15 protein-coding genes and 1 pseudogene are annotated in these 19,272 nt (G+C 68.6%); 11 read left to right on the top strand and 5 right to left on the bottom strand.

The annotated features are described in order from the left end of the window. The first annotated feature begins 22 nt into the window (after nucleotides 1–22). The 9 genes from uvrA (at nucleotide 23) to secG (ending at nucleotide 11,085) form a co-directional block, all read left to right on the top strand. Nucleotides 23–2,902 (top strand): excinuclease ABC subunit UvrA, encoded by a 2,880-nt coding sequence (gene uvrA / locus ACFQ91_RS09965; RefSeq protein WP_211979182.1) that lies wholly within the window; start codon nucleotides 23–25, stop codon nucleotides 2,900–2,902. After that, nucleotides 2,895–4,757, top strand: a complete 1,863-nt coding sequence (gene uvrC, locus ACFQ91_RS09960; RefSeq protein WP_211979183.1) for an excinuclease ABC subunit UvrC — start codon at nucleotides 2,895–2,897, stop codon at nucleotides 4,755–4,757. The genes uvrA and uvrC overlap by 8 nt, the downstream gene beginning before the upstream one ends. A 120-nt stretch (nucleotides 4,758–4,877) precedes the next feature. Continuing rightward, complete coding sequence (gene rapZ / locus ACFQ91_RS09955) at nucleotides 4,878–5,762, top strand: RNase adapter RapZ (RefSeq protein WP_137824003.1); 885 nt, start codon at nucleotides 4,878–4,880, stop codon at nucleotides 5,760–5,762. Nucleotide 5,763: 1 nt separating this feature from the next. Beyond that, complete coding sequence (yvcK, locus tag ACFQ91_RS09950; protein WP_211979184.1) at nucleotides 5,764–6,759, top strand: uridine diphosphate-N-acetylglucosamine-binding protein YvcK; 996 nt, start codon at nucleotides 5,764–5,766, stop codon at nucleotides 6,757–6,759. Nucleotides 6,760–6,785: 26 nt separating this feature from the next. Beyond that, complete coding sequence (gene whiA / locus ACFQ91_RS09945) at nucleotides 6,786–7,769, top strand: DNA-binding protein WhiA (RefSeq protein ID WP_137824005.1); 984 nt, start codon at nucleotides 6,786–6,788, stop codon at nucleotides 7,767–7,769. Between the two features lie 9 nt (nucleotides 7,770–7,778). Beyond that, nucleotides 7,779–8,780: a type I glyceraldehyde-3-phosphate dehydrogenase gene (gene gap / locus ACFQ91_RS09940; protein ID WP_198498843.1), complete on the top strand. Its 1,002-nt coding sequence runs from the start codon at nucleotides 7,779–7,781 to the stop codon at nucleotides 8,778–8,780. Continuing rightward, nucleotides 8,777–9,997 (top strand): phosphoglycerate kinase, encoded by a 1,221-nt coding sequence (locus ACFQ91_RS09935; RefSeq protein WP_211979185.1) that lies wholly within the window; start codon nucleotides 8,777–8,779, stop codon nucleotides 9,995–9,997. The genes gap and ACFQ91_RS09935 overlap by 4 nt, the downstream gene beginning before the upstream one ends. 12 nt (nucleotides 9,998–10,009) lie before the next feature. Next, on the top strand, nucleotides 10,010–10,795 hold the full coding sequence (gene tpiA, locus ACFQ91_RS09930) for a triose-phosphate isomerase (protein ID WP_211979186.1): 786 nt from the start codon (nucleotides 10,010–10,012) through the stop codon (nucleotides 10,793–10,795). 44 nt (nucleotides 10,796–10,839) lie between these two features. Next, a complete protein-coding gene (gene secG / locus ACFQ91_RS09925; protein ID WP_137824009.1) occupies nucleotides 10,840–11,085 on the top strand; it encodes a preprotein translocase subunit SecG in 246 nt (81 codons plus the stop codon). 113 nt (nucleotides 11,086–11,198) lie between these two features. On the opposite strand, the gene ACFQ91_RS09920 is transcribed toward secG, so the two are convergent. Genes ACFQ91_RS09920 through tkt form a run of 3 tightly spaced genes read right to left on the bottom strand, consistent with a single transcriptional unit; the run spans nucleotide 11,199 to nucleotide 15,996 of the window. Beyond that, complete coding sequence (locus tag ACFQ91_RS09920; protein ID WP_211979187.1) at nucleotides 11,199–12,815, bottom strand: glucose-6-phosphate isomerase; 1,617 nt, start codon at nucleotides 12,813–12,815, stop codon at nucleotides 11,199–11,201. Continuing rightward, on the bottom strand, nucleotides 12,812–13,915 hold the full coding sequence (gene tal / locus ACFQ91_RS09915; protein ID WP_211979188.1) for a transaldolase: 1,104 nt from the start codon (nucleotides 13,913–13,915) through the stop codon (nucleotides 12,812–12,814). The genes ACFQ91_RS09920 and tal overlap by 4 nt, the downstream gene beginning before the upstream one ends. After that, entirely contained in the window at nucleotides 13,912–15,996 is a 2,085-nt protein-coding gene (tkt, locus tag ACFQ91_RS09910) for a transketolase (RefSeq protein ID WP_211979189.1), read from the bottom strand. The genes tal and tkt overlap by 4 nt, the downstream gene beginning before the upstream one ends. A 225-nt stretch (nucleotides 15,997–16,221) precedes the next feature. On the opposite strand from tkt, the gene ACFQ91_RS09905 reads away from it, so the two are divergent. Further along, a complete protein-coding gene (locus ACFQ91_RS09905; protein ID WP_211979190.1) occupies nucleotides 16,222–16,719 on the top strand; it encodes a hypothetical protein in 498 nt (165 codons plus the stop codon). 11 nt (nucleotides 16,720–16,730) lie between these two features. Continuing rightward, nucleotides 16,731–17,717: a heme o synthase gene (locus tag ACFQ91_RS09900; protein ID WP_137824014.1), complete on the top strand. Its 987-nt coding sequence runs from the start codon at nucleotides 16,731–16,733 to the stop codon at nucleotides 17,715–17,717. Nucleotides 17,718–18,095: 378 nt separating this feature from the next. Here ACFQ91_RS09900 and ACFQ91_RS09895 read toward each other — a convergent pair. Further along, nucleotides 18,096–18,347, bottom strand: a pseudogene (locus tag ACFQ91_RS09895) (VOC family protein); the annotation flags it as partial. Nucleotides 18,348–18,363: 16 nt separating this feature from the next. Then, entirely contained in the window at nucleotides 18,364–19,269 is a 906-nt protein-coding gene (locus ACFQ91_RS09890) for a heme A synthase (RefSeq protein WP_211979192.1), read from the bottom strand. Nucleotides 19,270–19,272 lie beyond the last annotated feature (3 nt).

Genomic DNA, 19,272 nt, shown 5'->3' with positions numbered 1-19,272 from the left:
CGAGTAATACAGTGGACAGGTGATGAAAACGAACAGTGCGAACAGCGCGCAGAACCCCTCCGGCGTGTCCCACCTCGACACGCTGTGGGTCAAGGGCGCCCGCGCGCACAACCTCAAGAACGTCGAGATCGCGCTGCCGCGCGACTCCATGGTCGTCTTCACCGGACTCTCGGGGTCGGGCAAGTCGTCGCTGGCGTTCGACACGATCTTCGCCGAAGGACAGCGCCGGTACGTCGAATCCCTGTCGTCGTACGCCCGGATGTTCCTCGGCCAGATGGACAAACCCGATGTCGACTTCATCGAAGGGCTCTCCCCGGCGGTGTCGATCGATCAGAAGTCGACCTCGCGCAACCCGCGGTCGACGGTCGGCACGATCACCGAGGTCTACGACTTCCTCCGCCTCCTCTGGGCGCGCATCGGCGTGCCCCACTGTCCGATCTGCGGCGAGATCATCACGAAGCAGACCCCGCAGCAGATCGTCGATCAGCTCCTCGAGCTGCCGGAGCGGACGAAGTTCCTCGTCCTCGCGCCCGTCGTGCGCCTGCGCAAGGGCGAATTCGTCGACCTCTTCACCGACCTGCAGGCGAAGGGCTTCTCCCGTGCCATCGTCGACGGTGAGCAGATCAGCCTGAGCGACCCGCCGACCCTGGACAAGAAGTACAAGCACACGATCTCCGTCGTCGTCGATCGCCTCGTCGCGAAGCCCGGCATGCGCCCGCGTCTCACGGACTCCGTCGAGACCGCTCTCGGACTCGCCGACGGCCGCATCGACATCGACCTCGTCGACGAGGGCGTGACCCGCACGTTCTCCGAGCACATGTCGTGTCCGAACGAGCATCCGCTGACGATCGACGAGATCGAACCCCGGACCTTCTCCTTCAACTCGCCCTTCGGCGCGTGCCCGACGTGCGACGGCATCGGCACCCGGCTCCAGGTCGATGAGAGCCTCGTCGTCCCCGACGAGGACCTCAGCCTCGGCGCCGGCGCGGTCGCTCCGTGGTCGGGCGGCAAACAGGTGTCGAAGTACTTCAACCGCCTGCTCACCGGTCTCGGCAACGAGCTCGGCTTCACGCTCAAGACCCCGTGGAAGGACCTCACGAGCGCACAGCGCACCGCGATCCTCACCGGCAAGGACTACGAGGTCCACGTCAAGTACCGCAACCGCTTCGGGCGGGAGCGGACGTACTCGACGGGCTTCGAGGGCGTCTTCCAGTACATCCAGCGCAAGCACGACGAAACCGAGTCCGACTGGTCGCGTGAGCGCTACGAGTCGTACATGCGCGAGATCCCGTGCGCCTCGTGCAACGGCACCCGGCTCAAACCCGAGGCCCTCGCCGTCAAGGTCGGTGACCGCTCGATCGCCGAGGTGGCTGAGCTCGCCCTCGACGAGGCGGCCGGCTTCCTCTCCGGACTCGAGCTCAGCGGCCGTGACGCGGCTGTCGCCGCGCAGGTGATGAAGGAGATCAACGCCCGCCTCGGCTTCCTCCTCGACGTCGGCCTCGAATACCTCAGCCTCAACCGCGCCGCCGGGACCCTGTCCGGCGGTGAGGCCCAGCGCATCCGCCTGGCCACGCAGATCGGCTCGGGCCTCGTCGGCGTCCTCTACGTCCTCGACGAGCCCTCGATCGGCCTCCACCAGCGCGACAACCGCCGTCTCATCGACACGCTCATCAAGCTCAAGGACCTCGGCAACACCCTCATCGTCGTCGAACACGACGAGGACACCATCGGCGCCGCGGACTGGATCGTCGACATCGGCCCCGGTGCCGGCGAGCACGGGGGAGAGGTCATCTACTCCGGTCCGGTCCCCGGGCTCAAGGACGCCGAGCGCTCGATCACCGGTGCCTACCTCGACGGACGCAAGTCCATCGCGATCCCCACCGTACGCCGGCCGATCGACCCCGAACGGATGGTCACCGTCGAGAAGGCGAGCGAGAACAACCTCCGCGACCTCACCGTCTCCTTCCCGCTCGGCGTCCTCACCGCGGTCACCGGGGTGTCCGGGTCCGGCAAGTCGACGCTCGTCAACGAGATCCTCTACACGCAGATGGCGAACGTCCTCAACGGCGCGTCCCGCGTGCCCGGTCGGCACAAGCGGGTGACGGGGCTGGAGAACCTCGACAAGGTCGTCCACGTCGACCAGTCGCCGATCGGCCGCACCCCGCGGTCGAACCCGGCGACGTACACCGGCGTCTTCGACCACATCCGCCGGCTCTTCGCCGAGACCGAGTCCGCGAAGGTCCGCGGCTACCAGCCGGGCCGCTTCTCCTTCAACGTCAAGGGCGGCCGCTGCGAGAACTGCAGCGGTGACGGCACGATCAAGATCGAGATGAACTTCCTCCCCGACGTCTACGTCCCCTGCGAGGTGTGCGGGGGAGCCCGGTACAACCGGGAGACGCTCGAGGTGACGTTCAAGGGCAAGACGATCGCCGAGGTCCTCGACATGCCCATCGAGGAGGCCGCGGAGTTCTTCGCCGCGATCCCCGCGATCTCCCGGCACCTGTCGACCCTCGTCGACGTCGGCCTCGGCTACGTCCGGCTCGGACAGCCGGCGACGACGCTCTCCGGCGGTGAGGCGCAGCGCGTCAAGCTCGCCGCCGAACTCCAGAAGCGCTCCCGCGGTCGCACCGTCTACGTGCTCGACGAGCCGACGACCGGTCTCCACTTCGAGGACATCTCGAAGCTCCTCCACGTCCTCCAGGGGCTCGTGGAAAAGGGGAACTCCGTGATCGTCATCGAGCACAACCTCGATGTCATCGCGAACTCCGACTACGTCATCGACCTCGGCCCCGAGGGCGGTCGCGGCGGCGGTCAGGTCGTCGCCGAAGGCACCCCGGAGGAGGTCGCGAAGAACCCCGCCAGCCACACCGGGCGCTTCCTCGCCGAGATGCTCGATGCCTGATCCCGCGAGCTACCGTCCGGCCACCGGCAGCATTCCCACCTCGGCCGGGGTCTACAAGTTCCGTGACCCCGACCGGCGGGTGATCTACGTCGGCAAGGCGAAGAATCTGCGGAACCGGCTCAACTCGTACTTCGCCAACCCCGCGCAGCTGCACCCGCGGACCTCGACGATGGTCCACACCGCCGCCTCGGTGGAATGGACCGTCGTCGACACCGAGGTCGAGGCCCTCCAGCTCGAGTGGACGTGGATCAACGAATTCAATCCGCGGTTCAACGTCATGTTCCGCGACGACAAGTCCTACCCCTATCTGGCGATCACGATGAACGACGAGGTGCCCAGGGCGTTCATCACCCGCGGCAAACGCCGCCGGGGCGTGAAGTACTTCGGCCCGTTCGCCCAGGTGTGGGCGATCAGGGACACCCTCGATCTCCTCCTCAAGGCGTTCCCCATGCGCACGTGCACCCCGGGGGTGTTCCGCCGTGCCGAACGCAGCGGTCGGCCGTGCCTGCTCGGGTACATCGACAAATGCGCCGCCCCGTGCGTCGGCAAGATCAGCATCGACGAGCACCGGGACCTCGCCCGCAGCGTCGTCGACTTCATGTCCGGCAACACGGGGCGCTTCATCAGCGAGCGGAAGAAGGAGATGGCCGCCGCCGCCGCCGACCTCGACTACGAACAGGCGGCACGGCTGCGCGACGAGCTCACCGCGCTGCAGAAGGTCCTCGACAAGTCCGCCGTCGTCCTCTCCGTGTCCGCCGACTGCGATGTCTTCGCCCTCGTCACCGAGGAGCTCGAAGCCTCCGTCCAGGTCTTCCACGTCCGCGGCGGCCGCATCCGCGGCCAGCGCGGGTGGATCATCGAACGCTCCGACGACCACACCCCGGCCGAGCTGACCACCGACTACCTCCGGCAGGCGTACACGGGACTCGACGCCGATGCGATCCCCAAGGAGATCCTCGTCGACACCGTGCCCGCCGACCTCGACTCGCTCGAAGCCTGGCTGAGCGAACAGCGCGGCGCCAAGGTCACCGTGCGGGTGCCCGAACGCGGCGAGAAGAAGGCCGTGCTCGAGACGGTGACGAAGAACGCTAAGGAAGCGCTCGTCCAGCACAAGCTCAAGCGCTCCTCCGACCTGACGACCCGCAGCACCGCGCTCAAGGAGATCCAGGAGCACCTCGACCTGCCCGAGGCGCCGCTGCGCATCGAGTGCATCGACATCTCCCACACCCAGGGCTCGAACGTCGTCGCCAGCCTCGTCGTCTTCGAGGACGGCCTGGCGAAGAAGCGCGACTACCGGCACTTCGCGATCCACGGCGAGGCGGCGACCGACGACACCGCCTCGATGTACGACGTCGTCTCCCGGCGCTTCAGCCGCTACCTCGAGCAGATGGCCTCCGACGAACCCGACGACCGCTTCGGGTACCGTCCCAGCCTCCTCGTCGTCGACGGCGCCGGACCCCAGGTCGCCGCGGCGACCCGGGCGCTGCACGACCTCGGAATCGTCGACATCTCCGTCGTCGGCCTCGCCAAGCGGCTCGAGGAGGTCTGGGTCCCCGACGACCCGTTCCCCGTCATCCTCCCGCGCAACTCCGAGGGACTCTTCCTCATGCAGCGCCTGCGGGACGAGGCGCACCGCTTCGCGATCACCTACCACCGGTCGAAGCGGGCGAAGGCGATGACGAGCTCCGTCCTCGATGAGATTCCCGGCCTCGGCGAGGCGAAGCGGACGGCACTCCTCAAGCACTTCGGCTCGGTGAAGCGGACACGTGCGGCCAGCGTCGAGCAGCTCTGCGAGGTCAAGGGGATCGGGCCGGCCCTGGCGGAGAAGATCGCCGCGGCCCTGCAGACGGACTGAACCCCACCATCCCGAGCTGAACGGGCACTGAGATCGGCGCCCCACAGGCGTGCTCTACAGTAGTGTTCGATATGAGCGACCGTGCGCGGTCGCCGCCAGCCGGGGACACGAGGAGGACGCATGACCACACAGGCCGACGACCACCCCATCGAGGTCGTCCTCGTCACCGGCATGTCCGGGGCCGGGCGGACCACCGTGGCCAATGTCCTCGAAGACCTCGACTGGTACGTCGTCGACAACCTCCCGCCGCAGATGATGCGCACCCTCGTCGAACTCGTCGCCCGCGCCGACGGCGCCGTGCCGAAGATCGCGATCGTCACCGACTCGAAGGGCCGGGCGAAGTACACGGAGCTCGAGGACACGATCTCCGACTTCCTCGACCAGGGACTGTCGCTGCGCATCCTCTACCTCGACGCCGCCGACGAGGTCCTCGTCCGCCGGTTCGAATCCACCCGCCGGCCGCACCCGCTGCAGGGGGAGGGAACCCTCCTCGAGGGGATCGAGGCCGAACGCGAGGCCCTTGAATCGCTCAAGCACCGTGCCGACATCATCATCGACACCTCCGACCTCAACGTTCACCAGCTCGGCGCCGAGGTGCGCAAGCGCTTCAGCGCCGACGACGCCCCGCCGCTGCGGCTGACGGTGATGAGCTTCGGCTTCAAGTACGGCCTGCCCAAGGACGCCGACAACGTCGCCGACGTCCGCTTCCTGCCCAACCCGTACTGGATTCCCCACCTGCGCGGACACAACGGACTCGACTCCGACGTCGCCGACTACGTGCTCGGACAGAACGGCGCCGAGGAGTTCATCGAACGCTACACCGCCACCCTCGACACGATCGCGCAGGGCTACCTCCGGGAGGGCCGCGGCTACGCGCTCATCGGCATCGGCTGCACCGGCGGCAAGCACCGGTCGGTGGCGATCAGCGAACGCATCGCGAAGGGGCTGGCCGCCCGCACCGGCATTCCCGTCACCGTCCGCCACCGCGACCTGGGGAGGGAATGACATGGAGACCGAGGATCTCCCGCAGATCACCCCGGCCGTCATCAACAAGGGCCCGAAGATCGTGTCCTTCGGCGGCGGTCACGGTCTCTACGCCGCCCTGCGCGCGTTCCGGCTGCTCACCGAATCGCTCACGGCCGTCGTCACCGTCGCCGACGACGGCGGCTCCTCCGGTCGGCTCCGCGACGAGCTCGGCAGTCTGCCGCCCGGGGACCTGCGCATGGCGTTGGCCGCGCTCTGCGACGACGGGAACTGGGGCAAGACGTGGCGCGACGTCATCCAGCATCGCTTCGAATCGAGCGGGGAGCTCAACGGCCACGCCGTCGGCAACCTCCTCATCGCCGCCCTCTGGCAGATCCACGGCGACCACGTCGCCGGCCTCGACTGGATGGCGAAGCTGCTGCGCGCCCACGGCCGCGTGCTGCCGATGTCCTCGGTGCCGCTGACGATCGAAGCCGACGTCCAGTTCCCCGGCTCGTTCCAGGTCGTGCGCGGACAGTCGGTGCTCGCCTCGACCCGCGGTCATGTCGAAGCCGTCCGCCTCGACCCAGCGGACCCGCCGGCCCGCTATGAGACCGTCGAAGCCGTCGCCGAGGCGGAGGTCCTCAACCTCGGGCCCGGCTCGTGGTACACCTCGGTGATGCCGCACCTGCTCGTGCCCTCCCTCTCCGATGCGATCGTGCGGTCGAACGCGGTGAAATCCCTCACGCTCAACCTCTCGTCCTCGGACGGGGAGACCCGGGACCTCAGCCTCGGCGAACACCTCATGTCGCTGCACCGCCACGCCCCGGCCCTCACCCTCGACTACGTGCTCGTCGACGAGGCGTCCGTGGTCTCCGAACCGGAGCTCGAACACCATGCGCGGGAGATGTTCGACGCCAAACTCCGGGTGCATCCGCTCAGCTCCCGGCGGGCAGGGCAGCATGACAGCCTCAAGCTCGCAGCATGTTACCGTGACATGTTGGTTGACGCCGGGATCGACGTCGACGAGCAGTGGTAGGACCGATCCGTGCAGGAGGACGAACAATGGCATTGACCGCTCAGGTCAAGGACGAGCTGGCGAGGGTGAAGATCACCCGGACCTCGGCTCGGAAGGCCGAAGTGTCCTCGATCTTCCGCTTCTCCTCCGCCCTCCACCTCGTCAACGGCTCGATCGTGCTCGAGGCCGAACTCGACACCGCTCAGGCCGCGAAGCGCCTGCGCAGCGAGATCAAGGATCTCTACGGCCAGTTCGCCGACATCGTCGTCATCAACGCCGCCGGCATCCGCCGCTCCAACCGCTACCTGCTGCGCGTCACCCGTGACGGCGGCGCACTGGCCCGCCAGACCGGGCTCGTCGACAACCGCGGCCGACCCGTGCGCGGTCTGCCCTCGGCGATCGTCAACGGCTCCGTCGCCGACGCCGAGGCCGCCTGGCGCGGGGCCTTCCTCTCCCACGGCTCGCTCACCGAGCCCGGCCGCTCCTCCGCCCTCGAGGTCACCTGCCCGGGTCCCGAGGCGGCACTCGCGCTCGTCGGAGCCGCCCGACGGCTGGGCCTGAGCGCGAAGGCCCGCGAGGTCCGCGGCGTCGACCGCGTCGTCATCCGCGACGGCGACGACATCGCCGCCCTGCTCACCCGCATGGGCTCCCACAACGCGGTTCTCGTGTGGGAGGAGCGGCGGATGCGCCGCGAGGTCAGGGCGACGGCCAACCGGCTCGCGAACTTCGACGACGCCAACCTGCGCCGCTCCGCCCGGGCCGCCGTGGCCGCCGGCGCGCGCGTCGAACGGGCGCTGGAGATCCTCGGCGAGGACGTGCCCGAGCACCTCCGCTACGCCGGACAGCTGCGCGTCACCCACAAGCAGGCCTCCCTCGAGGAGCTCGGACAGCTCGCCGACCCGCCGATGACGAAGGACGCCGTGGCCGGACGCATCCGGCGGCTGCTGTCGACGGCGGACAAGCGAGCGGAAGAATTGGGAATTCCTGGGACTGAAGCAAGTCTCACTCCCGACATGCTCGAAGACCGATAGGATTCGAGCATGAGACGAATCGCAATCAATGGCTTCGGCCGCATCGGTCGCGCCCTCTTCCGCCTGTCCCTCGAACCCGGTGCCGACTTCGAAGTCGTCGCCATCAACGACCTCACCGACACTGCGACGCTCGCCCACCTCCTCGCCTACGACTCCGTGTGGCCGCGCTTCGACCACACCGTCGAGGCCGGAGAGGATTCGCTCATCGTCGACGGCCGCGAGATCGCCGTCTTCTCGGAGAAGAACCCCGCCGACATCGACTGGACGTCGAAGGACGTCGAACTCGTCGTCGAATCGACCGGCATCTTCACCCGCCGCGACCAGGCCGAGGCCCACCTCGGCGGGACCGTGAAGACCGTCGTCCTCTCCGCCCCCGGCAAGGACGTCGATGCGACCTTCGTCATGGGCGTCAACGAGGACACGTACGACCCGGACAAGCATGAAGTCGTCTCGAACGCCTCGTGCACGACGAACTGCATGGCGACCGTCGTCAAGGCCCTCGACGACGCGATCGGCGTCGAATCCGGACTGCTCAACACCGTCCACGCCTACACCGGCGACCAGAAGCTCGTCGACGGTCCGCACCGCGACCTCCGCCGCGCCCGCGCCGCCGCGATCAACATCGTGCCGACGACGACCGGCGCCGCCCGCACCGTCGGCAAGGTCATGCCCCACCTCGAGGGCAAGCTCGACGGCTTCGCGATCCGCGTGCCCGTGCCCGCGGGATCGATCATCGACTTCACCTTCACCCCGAAGAAGCCGGTCACCCGCGACGAGGTCAACGAGATCCTCAAGGCCGCCGCGGAGGACTCGCCCTACCTCGACTACACCGAGGCCGCCCTCGTCTCCACGGACATCGTCGGGACCACCGCCTCGGCGATCGCCGACTCGGAGCTGACGATGGTCCTCGGCGACCAGGTCAAGGTCGTCGCGTGGTACGACAACGAGTGGGGCTACTCGAACCGACTCAAGGACATGGTCAGCTACCTTCTGCGCGAAAGGCCCCAATGAGGACATTCACGGACCCGGAGATCTTCGCCCACCGGACGGTGCTCGTCCGCAGCGATCTCAACGTTCCCATGGACGGGACGACGATCACTGACAACGGACGCATCCTCGCATCCGCGGCGACGATCCGATCCCTCGCCGAGGCGGGGGCCCGGGTGATCGTCATCTCCCACCTCGGCCGCCCGAAGGGCGCACCCGATCCGCACTTCTCGCTCGCCCCGATCGCCGGCGAACTCGCCGCTGCGATCGGCCGTGACGTCGCCTTCGCCTCCGACACCGTCGGCGAGGATGCGCAGGCGAAGGTCGCAGCGCTCGGCGACGGGGACGTCCTCCTCCTCGAGAACCTCCGGTTCAACCCGGGGGAGACCTCCAAGGACGAGGCCGAACGGCGCGCATTCGCCGAACAGCTCGCCGAGTTCGCCGACGACTTCGTCTCCGACGGATTCGGCGTCGTCCACCGCAAGCAGGCCTCGGTCTACGAACTCGCGCAGCTCCTGCCGCACTACGCCGGTTCGCTCGTCCAGGTTGAGGTCGAGGTCAGCGACCGTCTCCTCAACTCGCCGCAGCGGCCCTTCACCGTCGTCCTCGGCGGTTCGAAGGTCTCCGACAAGCTCGGTGTCATCGACAACCTCATCGACCGGGCCGACAACCTCCTCATCGGCGGTGGCATGGTCTTCACGTTCCTCGCCGCGCTCGGCCACGACATCGGTGCGAGCCTCGTCGAGAAGGATCGCATCGACGACGTCAAGGGCTACCTCGACCGGGCCGAGCAGGGCGGGGCGCGGATCATGCTCCCCACCGACATCGTCATGGCCGCCTCCTTTGCCCCCGACGCCGAGAACTGGGTGCGCCCCGTCGACCGCCTCGAGGACACCCCAGCCGGGGCCGAGGGACTCGGCCTCGACATCGGGCCCGACACCGCACGGGCCTACGCCGAGGTGATCGCCGACTCCGCGACCGTGTTCTGGAACGGCCCCATGGGCGTCTTCGAGTTCCCGGCCTTCGCCGCGGGCACGAAGACCGTGGCCGCCGCGCTCACGGCCACCGCCGAGGGCGCGCGCGCCGACCGGCTCACCGTCGTCGGCGGAGGAGACTCCGCGGCCGCCGTGCGGGCGCTCGGCTTCTCCGACGACGAATTCGGCCACATCTCCACCGGCGGCGGGGCGAGCCTCGAGTACCTCGAAGGCAAGACCCTGCCCGGCATCGACGCTCTCGCGTGAGGACGACCCATCATGACTGACCGCACACTGCTGCTCGCCGGCAACTGGAAGATGAACCACGACCACCTCGAGGCGATCTCGACGGTGCAGAAGCTCGCATGGGCGCTCGAGGACGCCAAGCTCGACGACTCCCAGCTCGAGGTCGTCGTCGTCCCGCCGTTCACCGACATCCGCTCCGTCCAGACGCTCGTCCAGGGCGACAAGCTGTGGCTGCGCTACGGCGCCCAGGACGTGTCCCGCCACGAACCGGGCGCGCACACCGGGGAGATCGCCGCGTCGTTCCTCTCCCGCCTCGGCTGCTCGTACGTCGTCGTCGGGCACAGTGAGCGCCGCGCCGACAACCACGAGACCTCGGATGTCGTCGCCGCGAAGGTCAAGGCCGCGCTCGGCCACGACCTCGCCCCCATCCTCTGCGTCGGCGAATCCCTGGCCGAACGCGAGGACGGCACCCACGTCGACTTCACCCTGGGCCAGCTCGACGACTCCCTGGCCGGCCTCTCGGCCGAGGAGCTCAGCGGCCTCGTCGTCGCCTACGAACCCGTGTGGGCAATCGGAACGGGGAAGACGGCGACGGCGGCTGACGCCGCGGAGATGGCCGCGGCGATCCGCGGTCGCCTGCGCGAGAGGTACGGCGACAGCCTCGCCGACTCCACCCGGATCCTCTACGGCGGGTCGGTGAAGACCGACAACGTCGCCGACATCCTCGTCTCCGACGACGTCGACGGCGCACTCGTCGGGGGAGCGAGCCTGAGCGGGCCCGATTTCGCCGCTTTGTGCAAGGCCGCCGTCGGCAAGTAGACTGAACCGCAAATCCTCTGACAGAAACACAGGTTGAACTCGACGTGGAAATTCTCACCTACGTACTCATCGGCGTGCTCGTCCTCACGAGCATCTTCCTCACCCTGCTCATCCTCATGCACAAGGGCAAGGGCGGCGGCATGTCCGACATGTTCGGCGGCGGCATGTCCTCCTCGCTGGGATCCTCCGGTGTCGCCGAGCGCAACCTCAACCGGTTCACCGCGCTCATGGCGATCGTCTGGGGCGCGTCGATCATCCTCCTCGGACTCATCACGCGCTTCAACAGCTGAGACCCGACCGAACGCAGAACCGACGAAGGCCCTCACCGACACCGGTGAGGGCCTTCGTCGTGCGGTCATGCGACGCGCAGGGCATCCGACTCGAAGGTCAGCCGACTCGCACGTCAGTCGACTCCGAAGTGGTGGTGCGGGGCGACCTCGGCGACGGCGTCGCGCAGCTGTGCGAGCCCGCGGGCCCGGTCGGTGAGGTGGACCCGGAGCACCGGACGCCCCTTCGCCCGCAGGGCCGCGGCATCGCCGAGCGCCTGCGCGTGCTCGAGTTCACCGAACCCGTAGCCGCGGCCGGGCACGATGAGCTCCGTGCGCGGGTCGGCGGTGATCTGGAGGAACACGCCGTTGGGGTGACCGCCCTTGTGGTACTGGCCCGTCGAGTGGAGGTACCGCGGGCCGAAGCCGAACGTCGTCTGCACCCCGGCGTGCCGGGAGACGAGCGGACGGAGGTCGACCGCCTCGGCGTCGCCGAGCCGATCGAGGTAGGCCTGGATGGCGACATAGCCGTACTCGTCGACCTGTGCGAAGAGCTCACGGAGGGCCCCGACGAGGTCGTCGGCCTCATCGATGTCGCCGTAGACCTCGACGGCGCCGTCGACGAACGCCGGGATCTCCTCGGCGTGGGTGCCCGTGTCGAGGGCCTCCCGGGCGAACGCCTTCGCCGCCTCGACATCCGGCTGATCGAACGGGTCGACCCCGATGCTGTAGCCGGCGATCGCGGTGGCGAACTCCCAGAAGAGGAACTGCTCGCCCAGATCGCCGTCGACCTCGGCATTGAAGCCCGAGGGCGCGCCGATCGTCGTGGCCGGGCCGAGGGTGCAGAGCAGGGCATCGGCGCGGGCGTCGGCGAAGCCGACATCACCGGGTTCGTCGAGGACGACGGGGAGGATCCCCTGCCCGTCCTTGCCGAGCGATTCCGCGATGAGCTGCTCGACCCAGGCTCCCAGACCGGCAAGGGCCGCCGAGGTGGGAGCGAGGACGAGCTTCTCCGTGGCCCGGGCGTGGGCGATGCCCAGCCAGGTGCCGAACCGCAGCGCCGGGTTGTCCGGGCTGTCAGCGCCGAGGTCGGCGGCGATGCCCGCCGCGGACTCGACGATCCGGCGGATGTCGACCCCGGCGAGACCGGCGGGGACGAGGCCGAACGGGGAGAGGGCACTGAACCGACCGCCGACGTTCGGGTCGGCGTGGAACGTCGCGAGGTACCCTTCGGCACTCGCGAGCTCAGCGAGTTCGGTCCCGGGATCGGTGATCGCGATGAACCGGCTGGCCGGGTCGATGCCGACGGCCTCGAAGGCCGCGGCGAACGCGCGCCGGATGGCATCGGTCTCGATCGTCGTCCCCGACTTCGAGGCGATGACGAGGACGGTGTGGTCGAGGTCGGTGCCGATCGCCTCGGCGACCTGATTGGGATCGGTCGAATCGACGATCTCGAGGTCGACCCCGGCCCACGCCGCCATCACCTCGGGGGCGAGCGACGAGCCGCCCATGCCGGTGAGGCTGATCGAGCGCAGACCCTGCGCGGCGAGATCGTCGCGCAGCGCCTCGATCTCGGTGACGAGCTCACCGGCCCGGCCCGCGAGATCGACCCAGCCGAGACGATCGGCGGCGACGGAGTCGGAGAAGACGCTCGCGTCCTGCGCCGCGATCCGCGAGGGCACCCGGGCGCTGAGCAGACGGTCGAGTTCGGCCTCGAACTCCGCACTGACGGGGACGCTGAGCTCGACTCTCATGCGCGCTCCAATGCCCGGCGGACAGTGCCCTGGAGCTCGGTCCAGCTGACGTCGAACTTCTCCAGGCCCTCGGTCTCGAGGACGGTCATGACATCGGCGTAGTCGATGCCGAGACCGGCGAGCCGGTCGAAGACCTCGTCGGCGGCCCGGTAGTCCTCAGCGGCGATCGGAGCCCCGACCTCGCCGTGGTCGGCGAAGGCGCGCAGCGTCGCCTCGGGCATCGTGTTGACGGTGTCGGGGGAGACGAGACCGGTGACGTACATCGTGTCCGGGTAGTCGGGGTTCTTCACTCCGGTCGACGCCCACAGGAGCCGCTGCGGGCGGGCCCCGGCGAGTTCGAGGACGCGGAAGCGCTCGGAGGTGAAGAGCTGCGAGTGGATCTCATGGGCGAGCACGCAGTTGGCGATGCCCGCGCGACCGGCGAGCTCCGCGGCGGCCGGATCGTCGACGGCGGCGAGGCGCTTGTCGATCTCCGCATCGACGCGGGAGACGAAGATCGAGGCGACCGACCGGATCGTCGAGAGGTCGTGACCGGCGGCCCGCGCCTTCTCCAGTCCCTGGAGGTACGCCTCGACGACGTGCCGGTAGCGGGAGAGCGAGAAGACGAGCGTGACGTTGACGCTGATCCCGGCGCCGATGGTGTCGGCGATCGCGCTCAGTCCCTCCTCGGTGGCGGGGATCTTGATCATCGCGTTCGGCTCGCCGACCCGCTCCCACATGATCGTCGCCGCCGACGCCGTTCCCGCGGTGTCGCGGGCCAGCGGCGGGGGGACCTCGATCGAGACGCGTCCGTCGGCGCCGTCGGTGGCGTCGTAGACGGGCCGCAGCAGCCGGGCAGCTGCCGCGACGTCCTCGGTGGTCAGGGCTTCGATGGCCTCTTCGACGTCGGCACCGGAGGCGGCGAGGTCGGAGAGTGCGCCGTCGTAGCTGTCGGAGCCGGCGATCGCGGTGGCGAAGATCGTCGGGTTCGTCGTCACCCCGGTCACCGACGACTCGTCGATGAGGGTCTGGAGGTCACCGGACTCGAGCCGGGTGCGGGACAGGTCGTCGAGCCACACCGAGACTCCTGCCTCGGTGAGGCGGGTGAGGTTCTCGCTCATGCTTCTCCCTTCGCTGCTGCAATGGACTCCTCGGCCGCGGCGACGACCGCCTCGGCAGTGATGCCGAACTTCTCGAAGAGCGTCTTGGCATCGGCTGAGGCGCCGAAGTGCTCGAGGGACACGGCGCGCCCGGCATCGCCGAGGTAGCGGTGCCAGCTCATCGCCGATCCCGCTTCGACGCTGACCCGGGCCTTGAGCGACCGGGGGAGGACGGCGTCGCGGTAGTCCTCGTCCTGGGCGTCGAACCATTCCTGGCTCGGCATCGAGATGACGCGCGCCGCGATCCCCTTGGTCTCGAGCTCCTCGGCCGCGGCGATCGCAAGCTGGACCTCCGAGCCGGTGGCGATGATCGCGACCTGCGGGTCGTCGCCGGTGTCGAGGAGGACGTAGCCTCCGCGGGCCGCCTCGGAGGCCGGTGCGTACTTCGTCCGGTCGAGGGTCGGCACGGCCTGCCGGCTGAGGATGAGGCCGCTGGGGCCGTCGGTGCGGTCGAGGATCTTCCGCCACACGACCGCGGTCTCGTTGGCATCGGCGGGGCGGACGACGTCGAGGCCGGGGATCGCCCGCAGCGCCGAGAGGTGCTCGACGGGCTGATGGGTGGGGCCGTCCTCGCCGAGGCCGATCGAATCGTGGGTCCACACGAAGATGTTCGGCAGCTTCTGGATGGCGGCCAGGCGCACGGCCGGTCGCTGGTAGTCGCTGAAGACGAGGAACGTGCCGTTGTAGGGACGGGTCCCGCCGTGAAGTGCGATGCCGTTGCCGATGAGGCCGGCGGAGAACTCGCGGACGCCGAAGTGGATGTTGCGTCCGTACGGGTTGCCGGTGAACGTGTCCGTCGAGCGGTCGGTGGGCAGGAAGCTCGGGTCGGCCTTGATGAGGGTGTTGTTCGACCCCGCGAGGTCGGACGATCCGCCCCAGAGCTCGGGCATCCGGGCGGCGATCGCATTGAGCACCTGGCCGGAGGCGGCGCGGGTGGCGATGCCCTTGGCGTCGGCGTCGAAGACGGGGAAGTCTCCGTCGAGGCCCTCGGGCAGGGTGCGGGTGGCGAGCCGGTCGAAGAGTGCGGCGCGTTCGCCGTTGGCGTCGCGCCAGGCCGCGTACTTCTCCTTCCACGCGAGGTGAGCGGCGCGACCGCGCTCCTCGGCGCTGGTCCGGGTGTGCTCGAGCACCTCGGGGGAGATCGCGAAGTTCGCATCGGGGTCGAAGCCGAGCAGCTCCTTCGTCGCCCGCACCTCGTCCTCACCGAGGGCGGCACCGTGGGCGGCCCCCGTGTTCCGGGCGTTCGGCGCGGGCCACGCGATGATCGTCGAGAGGCGGATGAAGGAGGGACGGGAGTCGGCGCGAGCGGCCTTGACGGCGGCGTGGAGGGCGTCGAGGTCCTCGGTGTACTCTCCGTCGGCAGTCCAGTCGACGTGCTGGACGTGCCAGCCGTAGGCCTCATAGCGCGCCGCAGTGTCCTCGCCGAAGGCGATCGCGGTGTCGTCCTCGATGGAGATCCGGTTGTCGTCCCAGATGACGATCAGGTTCGACAGCTCCTGGGTGCCGGCGAGCGAGGAGGCCTCACCGGAGACGCCCTCCTCCATGTCGCCGTCGGAGGCGAGGACGATGATGTCGTGATCGAACGGCGAGGTGCCGGGGGCGGCGTCGGGATCGAAGAGTCCGCGTTCGCGGCGGGAGGCCATCGCCATGCCCACCGCCGAGGCGACACCGGAGCCGAGCGGGCCCGTGGTGATCTCGACACCGGGAGTGTGTCCGACCTCGGGGTGGCCGGGGGTGAGCGAATCCCAGGTGCGCAGCGCCTTGAGGTCGTCGAGCTCGAGGCCGATGCCGGCGAGGTAGAGCTGGACGTACTGCGTCAGCGAGCTGTGGCCGAGGGAGAGGACGAAGCGGTCACGGCCGACCCACGTGGGATCGGACGGGTCGAGGGTGAGGGCCTTCTGGTAGAGGTAGTAGGCGACGGGAGCGAGGCTCATCGCGGTGCCGGGGTGTCCGTTTCCGGCCTTCTGCACGGCGTCAGCGGCGAGGAGGCGGGCGGTGTCGACTGCTTGGGAGTCGAGGTCTGTCCAGGACAGGGCATTCATGTCTGAGAGCGTTCCTTCTGTCGTCGGCGATGCGTCCTCTCAAACTCTACCGCGCACCGGCCGGACCCTCCCGGTCCGGACACGTGGTGATACGGTCGCTGCGCTGGCAGTGTCCCCACTGTGCTGCCCTCCCACCGCCGGCACGTCCACGTCGCCCGCCCACGTCAAGGAGACCTCCCCATTCCCCGCAGTCCCCAGCACCCGACCCTGCCTCGACGATCACCCGTGCGCCATGCCCGGGCACTCCGGAACCTCGGCATCAGCCTGACCGTCCTCGTCCTCGTCGAGCGGATCGTCTTCACGACCCTCTTCGTCGAGCCCTTCGGAAACGGCACTGGCACCGAGGCGGTCGGGAGCTGGCTGCTCGCCTTCCTCCTCGGCGCGGGCCCCTTCCTCGTCCTCCTCATCGTCCTCGCGATCGCCCGACCTGCCGGTCTCATCTGGTGGGCGGCGGTGGCCTTCACAGTCCTCGCCGGAGCCTTCGGCATCGTCGTCGATGTCGACATGCTCACACTCGAAGATCCCCTCGCGGGGCTCGGACTGTTCGTCCTCGCGGCGGTCCTGTGGGCCGCACTCGCCGTAGTGGGGCTGGTGGTCGGGGCCGTCGCGGTGCTTGTCCGGCGACGCCGTGAGCGCGCAGATGATCCCGATGACCGCGCACTCGGTCCCGATGACAGGGCGACTCGCCCGACCCCAACTGGAAATTCATTCGACACAGAGTAGAATCGTCTCTCGTGAGTGAACTTCGTCAGAACCCGGGCACGCAGAGTGAACGACCTCTGCAGAGGACCATCGACGAAGCTCGACACTCGCAGAAACCCCGATCGATCATCGGCGCCTACATCGCCCTGACGAAGCCGCGGGTCATCGAACTCCTCCTCGTCACCACCGCCCCGGTGATGTTCCTCGCCGCCAACGGCATGCCGAATCTCTGGCTCGTCCTCAACACCCTCATCGGCGGGGCCGCCGCTGCCGCCTCGGCATCGGTGTTCAACTGCTACGTCGACCGCGACATCGACGCGAAGATGGATCGGACGAAGCACCGTCCGCTCGTCACCGGGGAGATCTCGCCGCGTGCAGCCCTGATCTTCGCCTTCGTCCTCGGCATCGGGTCGATCTTCTGGCTCGGCGGATTCACGAACTGGGTGACGGCAGGACTGACCGCCTCGGCGATCCTCCTCTACGCGGTCTTCTACACGCTCGTCCTCAAGCGCCGCACGACGCAGAACATCGTGTGGGGCGGCGCGGCCGGCTGCATGCCGGTGCTCATCGGCTGGTCGGCGGTGACCGGCGGGCTGTCGTGGGAGCCGGTCATCCTCTTCCTCGTCATCTTCTTCTGGACGCCGCCGCACTACTGGCCGCTCGCGATCAAGTACAAGGCCGATTACGACGCTGCCGGTGTGCCGATGCTGCCGTCGAAGGTCCCGCCGACCTCGGTGGGCCGCCAGATCATCCTCTACGCCTGGGCGATGGTGCTCACCTCGCTCGTCCTCATCCCCGTCGCCCCGATGGGACCGGTCTACACGGCCGTCGCGGTGCTCGCCGGTGCCTGGTTCCTCTGGTCGTGCTACCAGCTCGTGTCTCGCGCGAAGAAGGGCCTCAGCGGCACCTCGCTGCGGGCGATGAAGGTCTTCCACGGCTCGATCACGTACCTGTCGGTGCTCTTCCTCGCCGTCGCCGTCGACCCGTTCGTCACCCCGCTGCTGCCCAGCCTCTGGTGATCCGCGGCAGGTATCTGCCACCCCGCACCTGACGGTCCACACACCACCCGTGCCCGCGGTGTTCTCATCGCTGCGTGGAGGAGTTGCGGAGCTGAGGGTGGTGCATACGCGCCGAGGTTGTCCGTGGGTCTCCGGGTGGTGCAGTCTCGCCGAGGTTGTTGCTGAGGCCCAGGGATGCGCGCAGCGGGAGCGAGCGTGATCCCGACGACCGAGGCGGCGCGTCAGCCGGCGGCGACGAGCTCGGCGATGACGATCTTCTTCATTCCCATGAGCGCGCACCTGAGCGTCGCCGGTCATCAGCTCGTCGAGGTTCTTCGGCACGATCTGCCAGCTGATCCCGTACCTGTCCTTGAGCCAGCCGCACTGCTCGGATTCGGGCACCGCGGACAGCGCCTGCCAGTAGTGGTCGATCTCCGCCTGGTCGGCGCATTCGACGGTCAGGGAGATCGCCTCGTTGAAGGTGAACGCGGGTCCGCCGTCGAGGCAGATGAAGCGGTTGCCGTCGAGTTCGAAGACGCCGGTGATGACCTTGCCGCTCATCCCCGCGAAATGCTCGTCGAGACTCTCATCGGGGTATCGCTCGATCGAGACGATGCGGGAGTTCGGGAAGACGGTGCAGTAGAATTCCATCGCCTCCTCGGCGCGGTCAGTGAACCACAGACACGGGACGATCGGCGTTGACATGGGTTCTCCTCGGGTACGCGCTGTCGAGCACAGCGACACTGGCTGCGATCGTAGCCGAGAGACCGATCATATGGAATGCCACGAGCACCCACGGGACGCCGGTGAAGTACTGGATGTAGCCGATGAGACCCTGCGCGAGCTCGACGATGAGGAGGACGACGAGCGGGCGCACCATCGGGGCCCAGCGCTTGCGCGCGTAGACGAGAGCGACGATCGTCGCGATGACGAGCAGCCACACCGGGAACGCGTGGAGGCGGGTGATCCAGATGTTGTCGAGGCCGTTGCGGGTCGAGATCGTCGACCCGGAGTGCGGGCCTGCGCCGGTGGTGAGCACGCCGAAGAGGACGATGACCGCGGTGAGCGCGAGGATCGCCCACCCGAGTGCCGGCAGCGGCGACGGTGCCTTCTCGCCGGTGCGCACCCCGGTGTCGTAGGTGCGGCGGACGAAGTACGCGGCGACACCGACGGCGATGGCCGAGGGCACGAAGTGCCCGGCGACGACCCAGGGATTGAGCTTCGTCCACACGGTGATCCCGCCCATGACCGCCTGGACCGGCACGATCGCAGTGAGCGCGATGTTGAGCCAGAAGAGGTCCTTGCGCTCCTTCCGGATCCGCCAGAGGAGGACGAGGATCGCGACGCCGATGAGGGCGAGGACGACGGCGAGCAGCCGGTTGCCGAACTCGATGACCCCGTGGATGCCCATCTCCGGGGTGGCGACGAGGGAATCCGGGGTGCATTTCGGCCAGTCCGAGCATCCCAGACCGGATCCGGTGAGGCGGACGATGCCGCCGGTGAAGATGATGCCGGCCTGGGCGATGAGCATCGCCCACGCGGCGAAGCGGATTCTGGTCTCTTGGTTTCTCATGCG

It is taken from the genome of Brevibacterium sp. NPDC056726 (assembly GCF_042790515.1).
Taxonomy (GTDB): domain Bacteria; phylum Actinomycetota; class Actinomycetes; order Actinomycetales; family Brevibacteriaceae; genus Brevibacterium; species Brevibacterium sanguinis.
Note: the sequence above shows the minus strand (reverse complement) of the source record. Positions and strands in the feature narration are given on the sequence as shown.

Coding starts and splice junctions, on each gene's coding strand:
- ACFQ91_RS09920 (WP_211979187.1), bottom strand. CDS start 12,815: ATGAGAGTCGAGCTCAGCGTCCCCGTCAGTGCGGAGTTCGAGGCCGAA.
- rapZ (WP_137824003.1), top strand. CDS start 4,878: ATGACCACACAGGCCGACGACCACCCCATCGAGGTCGTCCTCGTCACC.
- ACFQ91_RS09890 (WP_211979192.1), bottom strand. CDS start 19,269: ATGAGAAACCAAGAGACCAGAATCCGCTTCGCCGCGTGGGCGATGCTC.
- uvrA (WP_211979182.1), top strand. CDS start 23: ATGAAAACGAACAGTGCGAACAGCGCGCAGAACCCCTCCGGCGTGTCC.
- tkt (WP_211979189.1), bottom strand. CDS start 15,996: ATGAATGCCCTGTCCTGGACAGACCTCGACTCCCAAGCAGTCGACACC.
- uvrC (WP_211979183.1), top strand. CDS start 2,895: ATGCCTGATCCCGCGAGCTACCGTCCGGCCACCGGCAGCATTCCCACC.
- ACFQ91_RS09935 (WP_211979185.1), top strand. CDS start 8,777: ATGAGGACATTCACGGACCCGGAGATCTTCGCCCACCGGACGGTGCTC.
- whiA (WP_137824005.1), top strand. CDS start 6,786: ATGGCATTGACCGCTCAGGTCAAGGACGAGCTGGCGAGGGTGAAGATC.
- tal (WP_211979188.1), bottom strand. CDS start 13,915: ATGAGCGAGAACCTCACCCGCCTCACCGAGGCAGGAGTCTCGGTGTGG.
- gap (WP_198498843.1), top strand. CDS start 7,779: ATGAGACGAATCGCAATCAATGGCTTCGGCCGCATCGGTCGCGCCCTC.
- yvcK (WP_211979184.1), top strand. CDS start 5,764: ATGGAGACCGAGGATCTCCCGCAGATCACCCCGGCCGTCATCAACAAG.
- tpiA (WP_211979186.1), top strand. CDS start 10,010: ATGACTGACCGCACACTGCTGCTCGCCGGCAACTGGAAGATGAACCAC.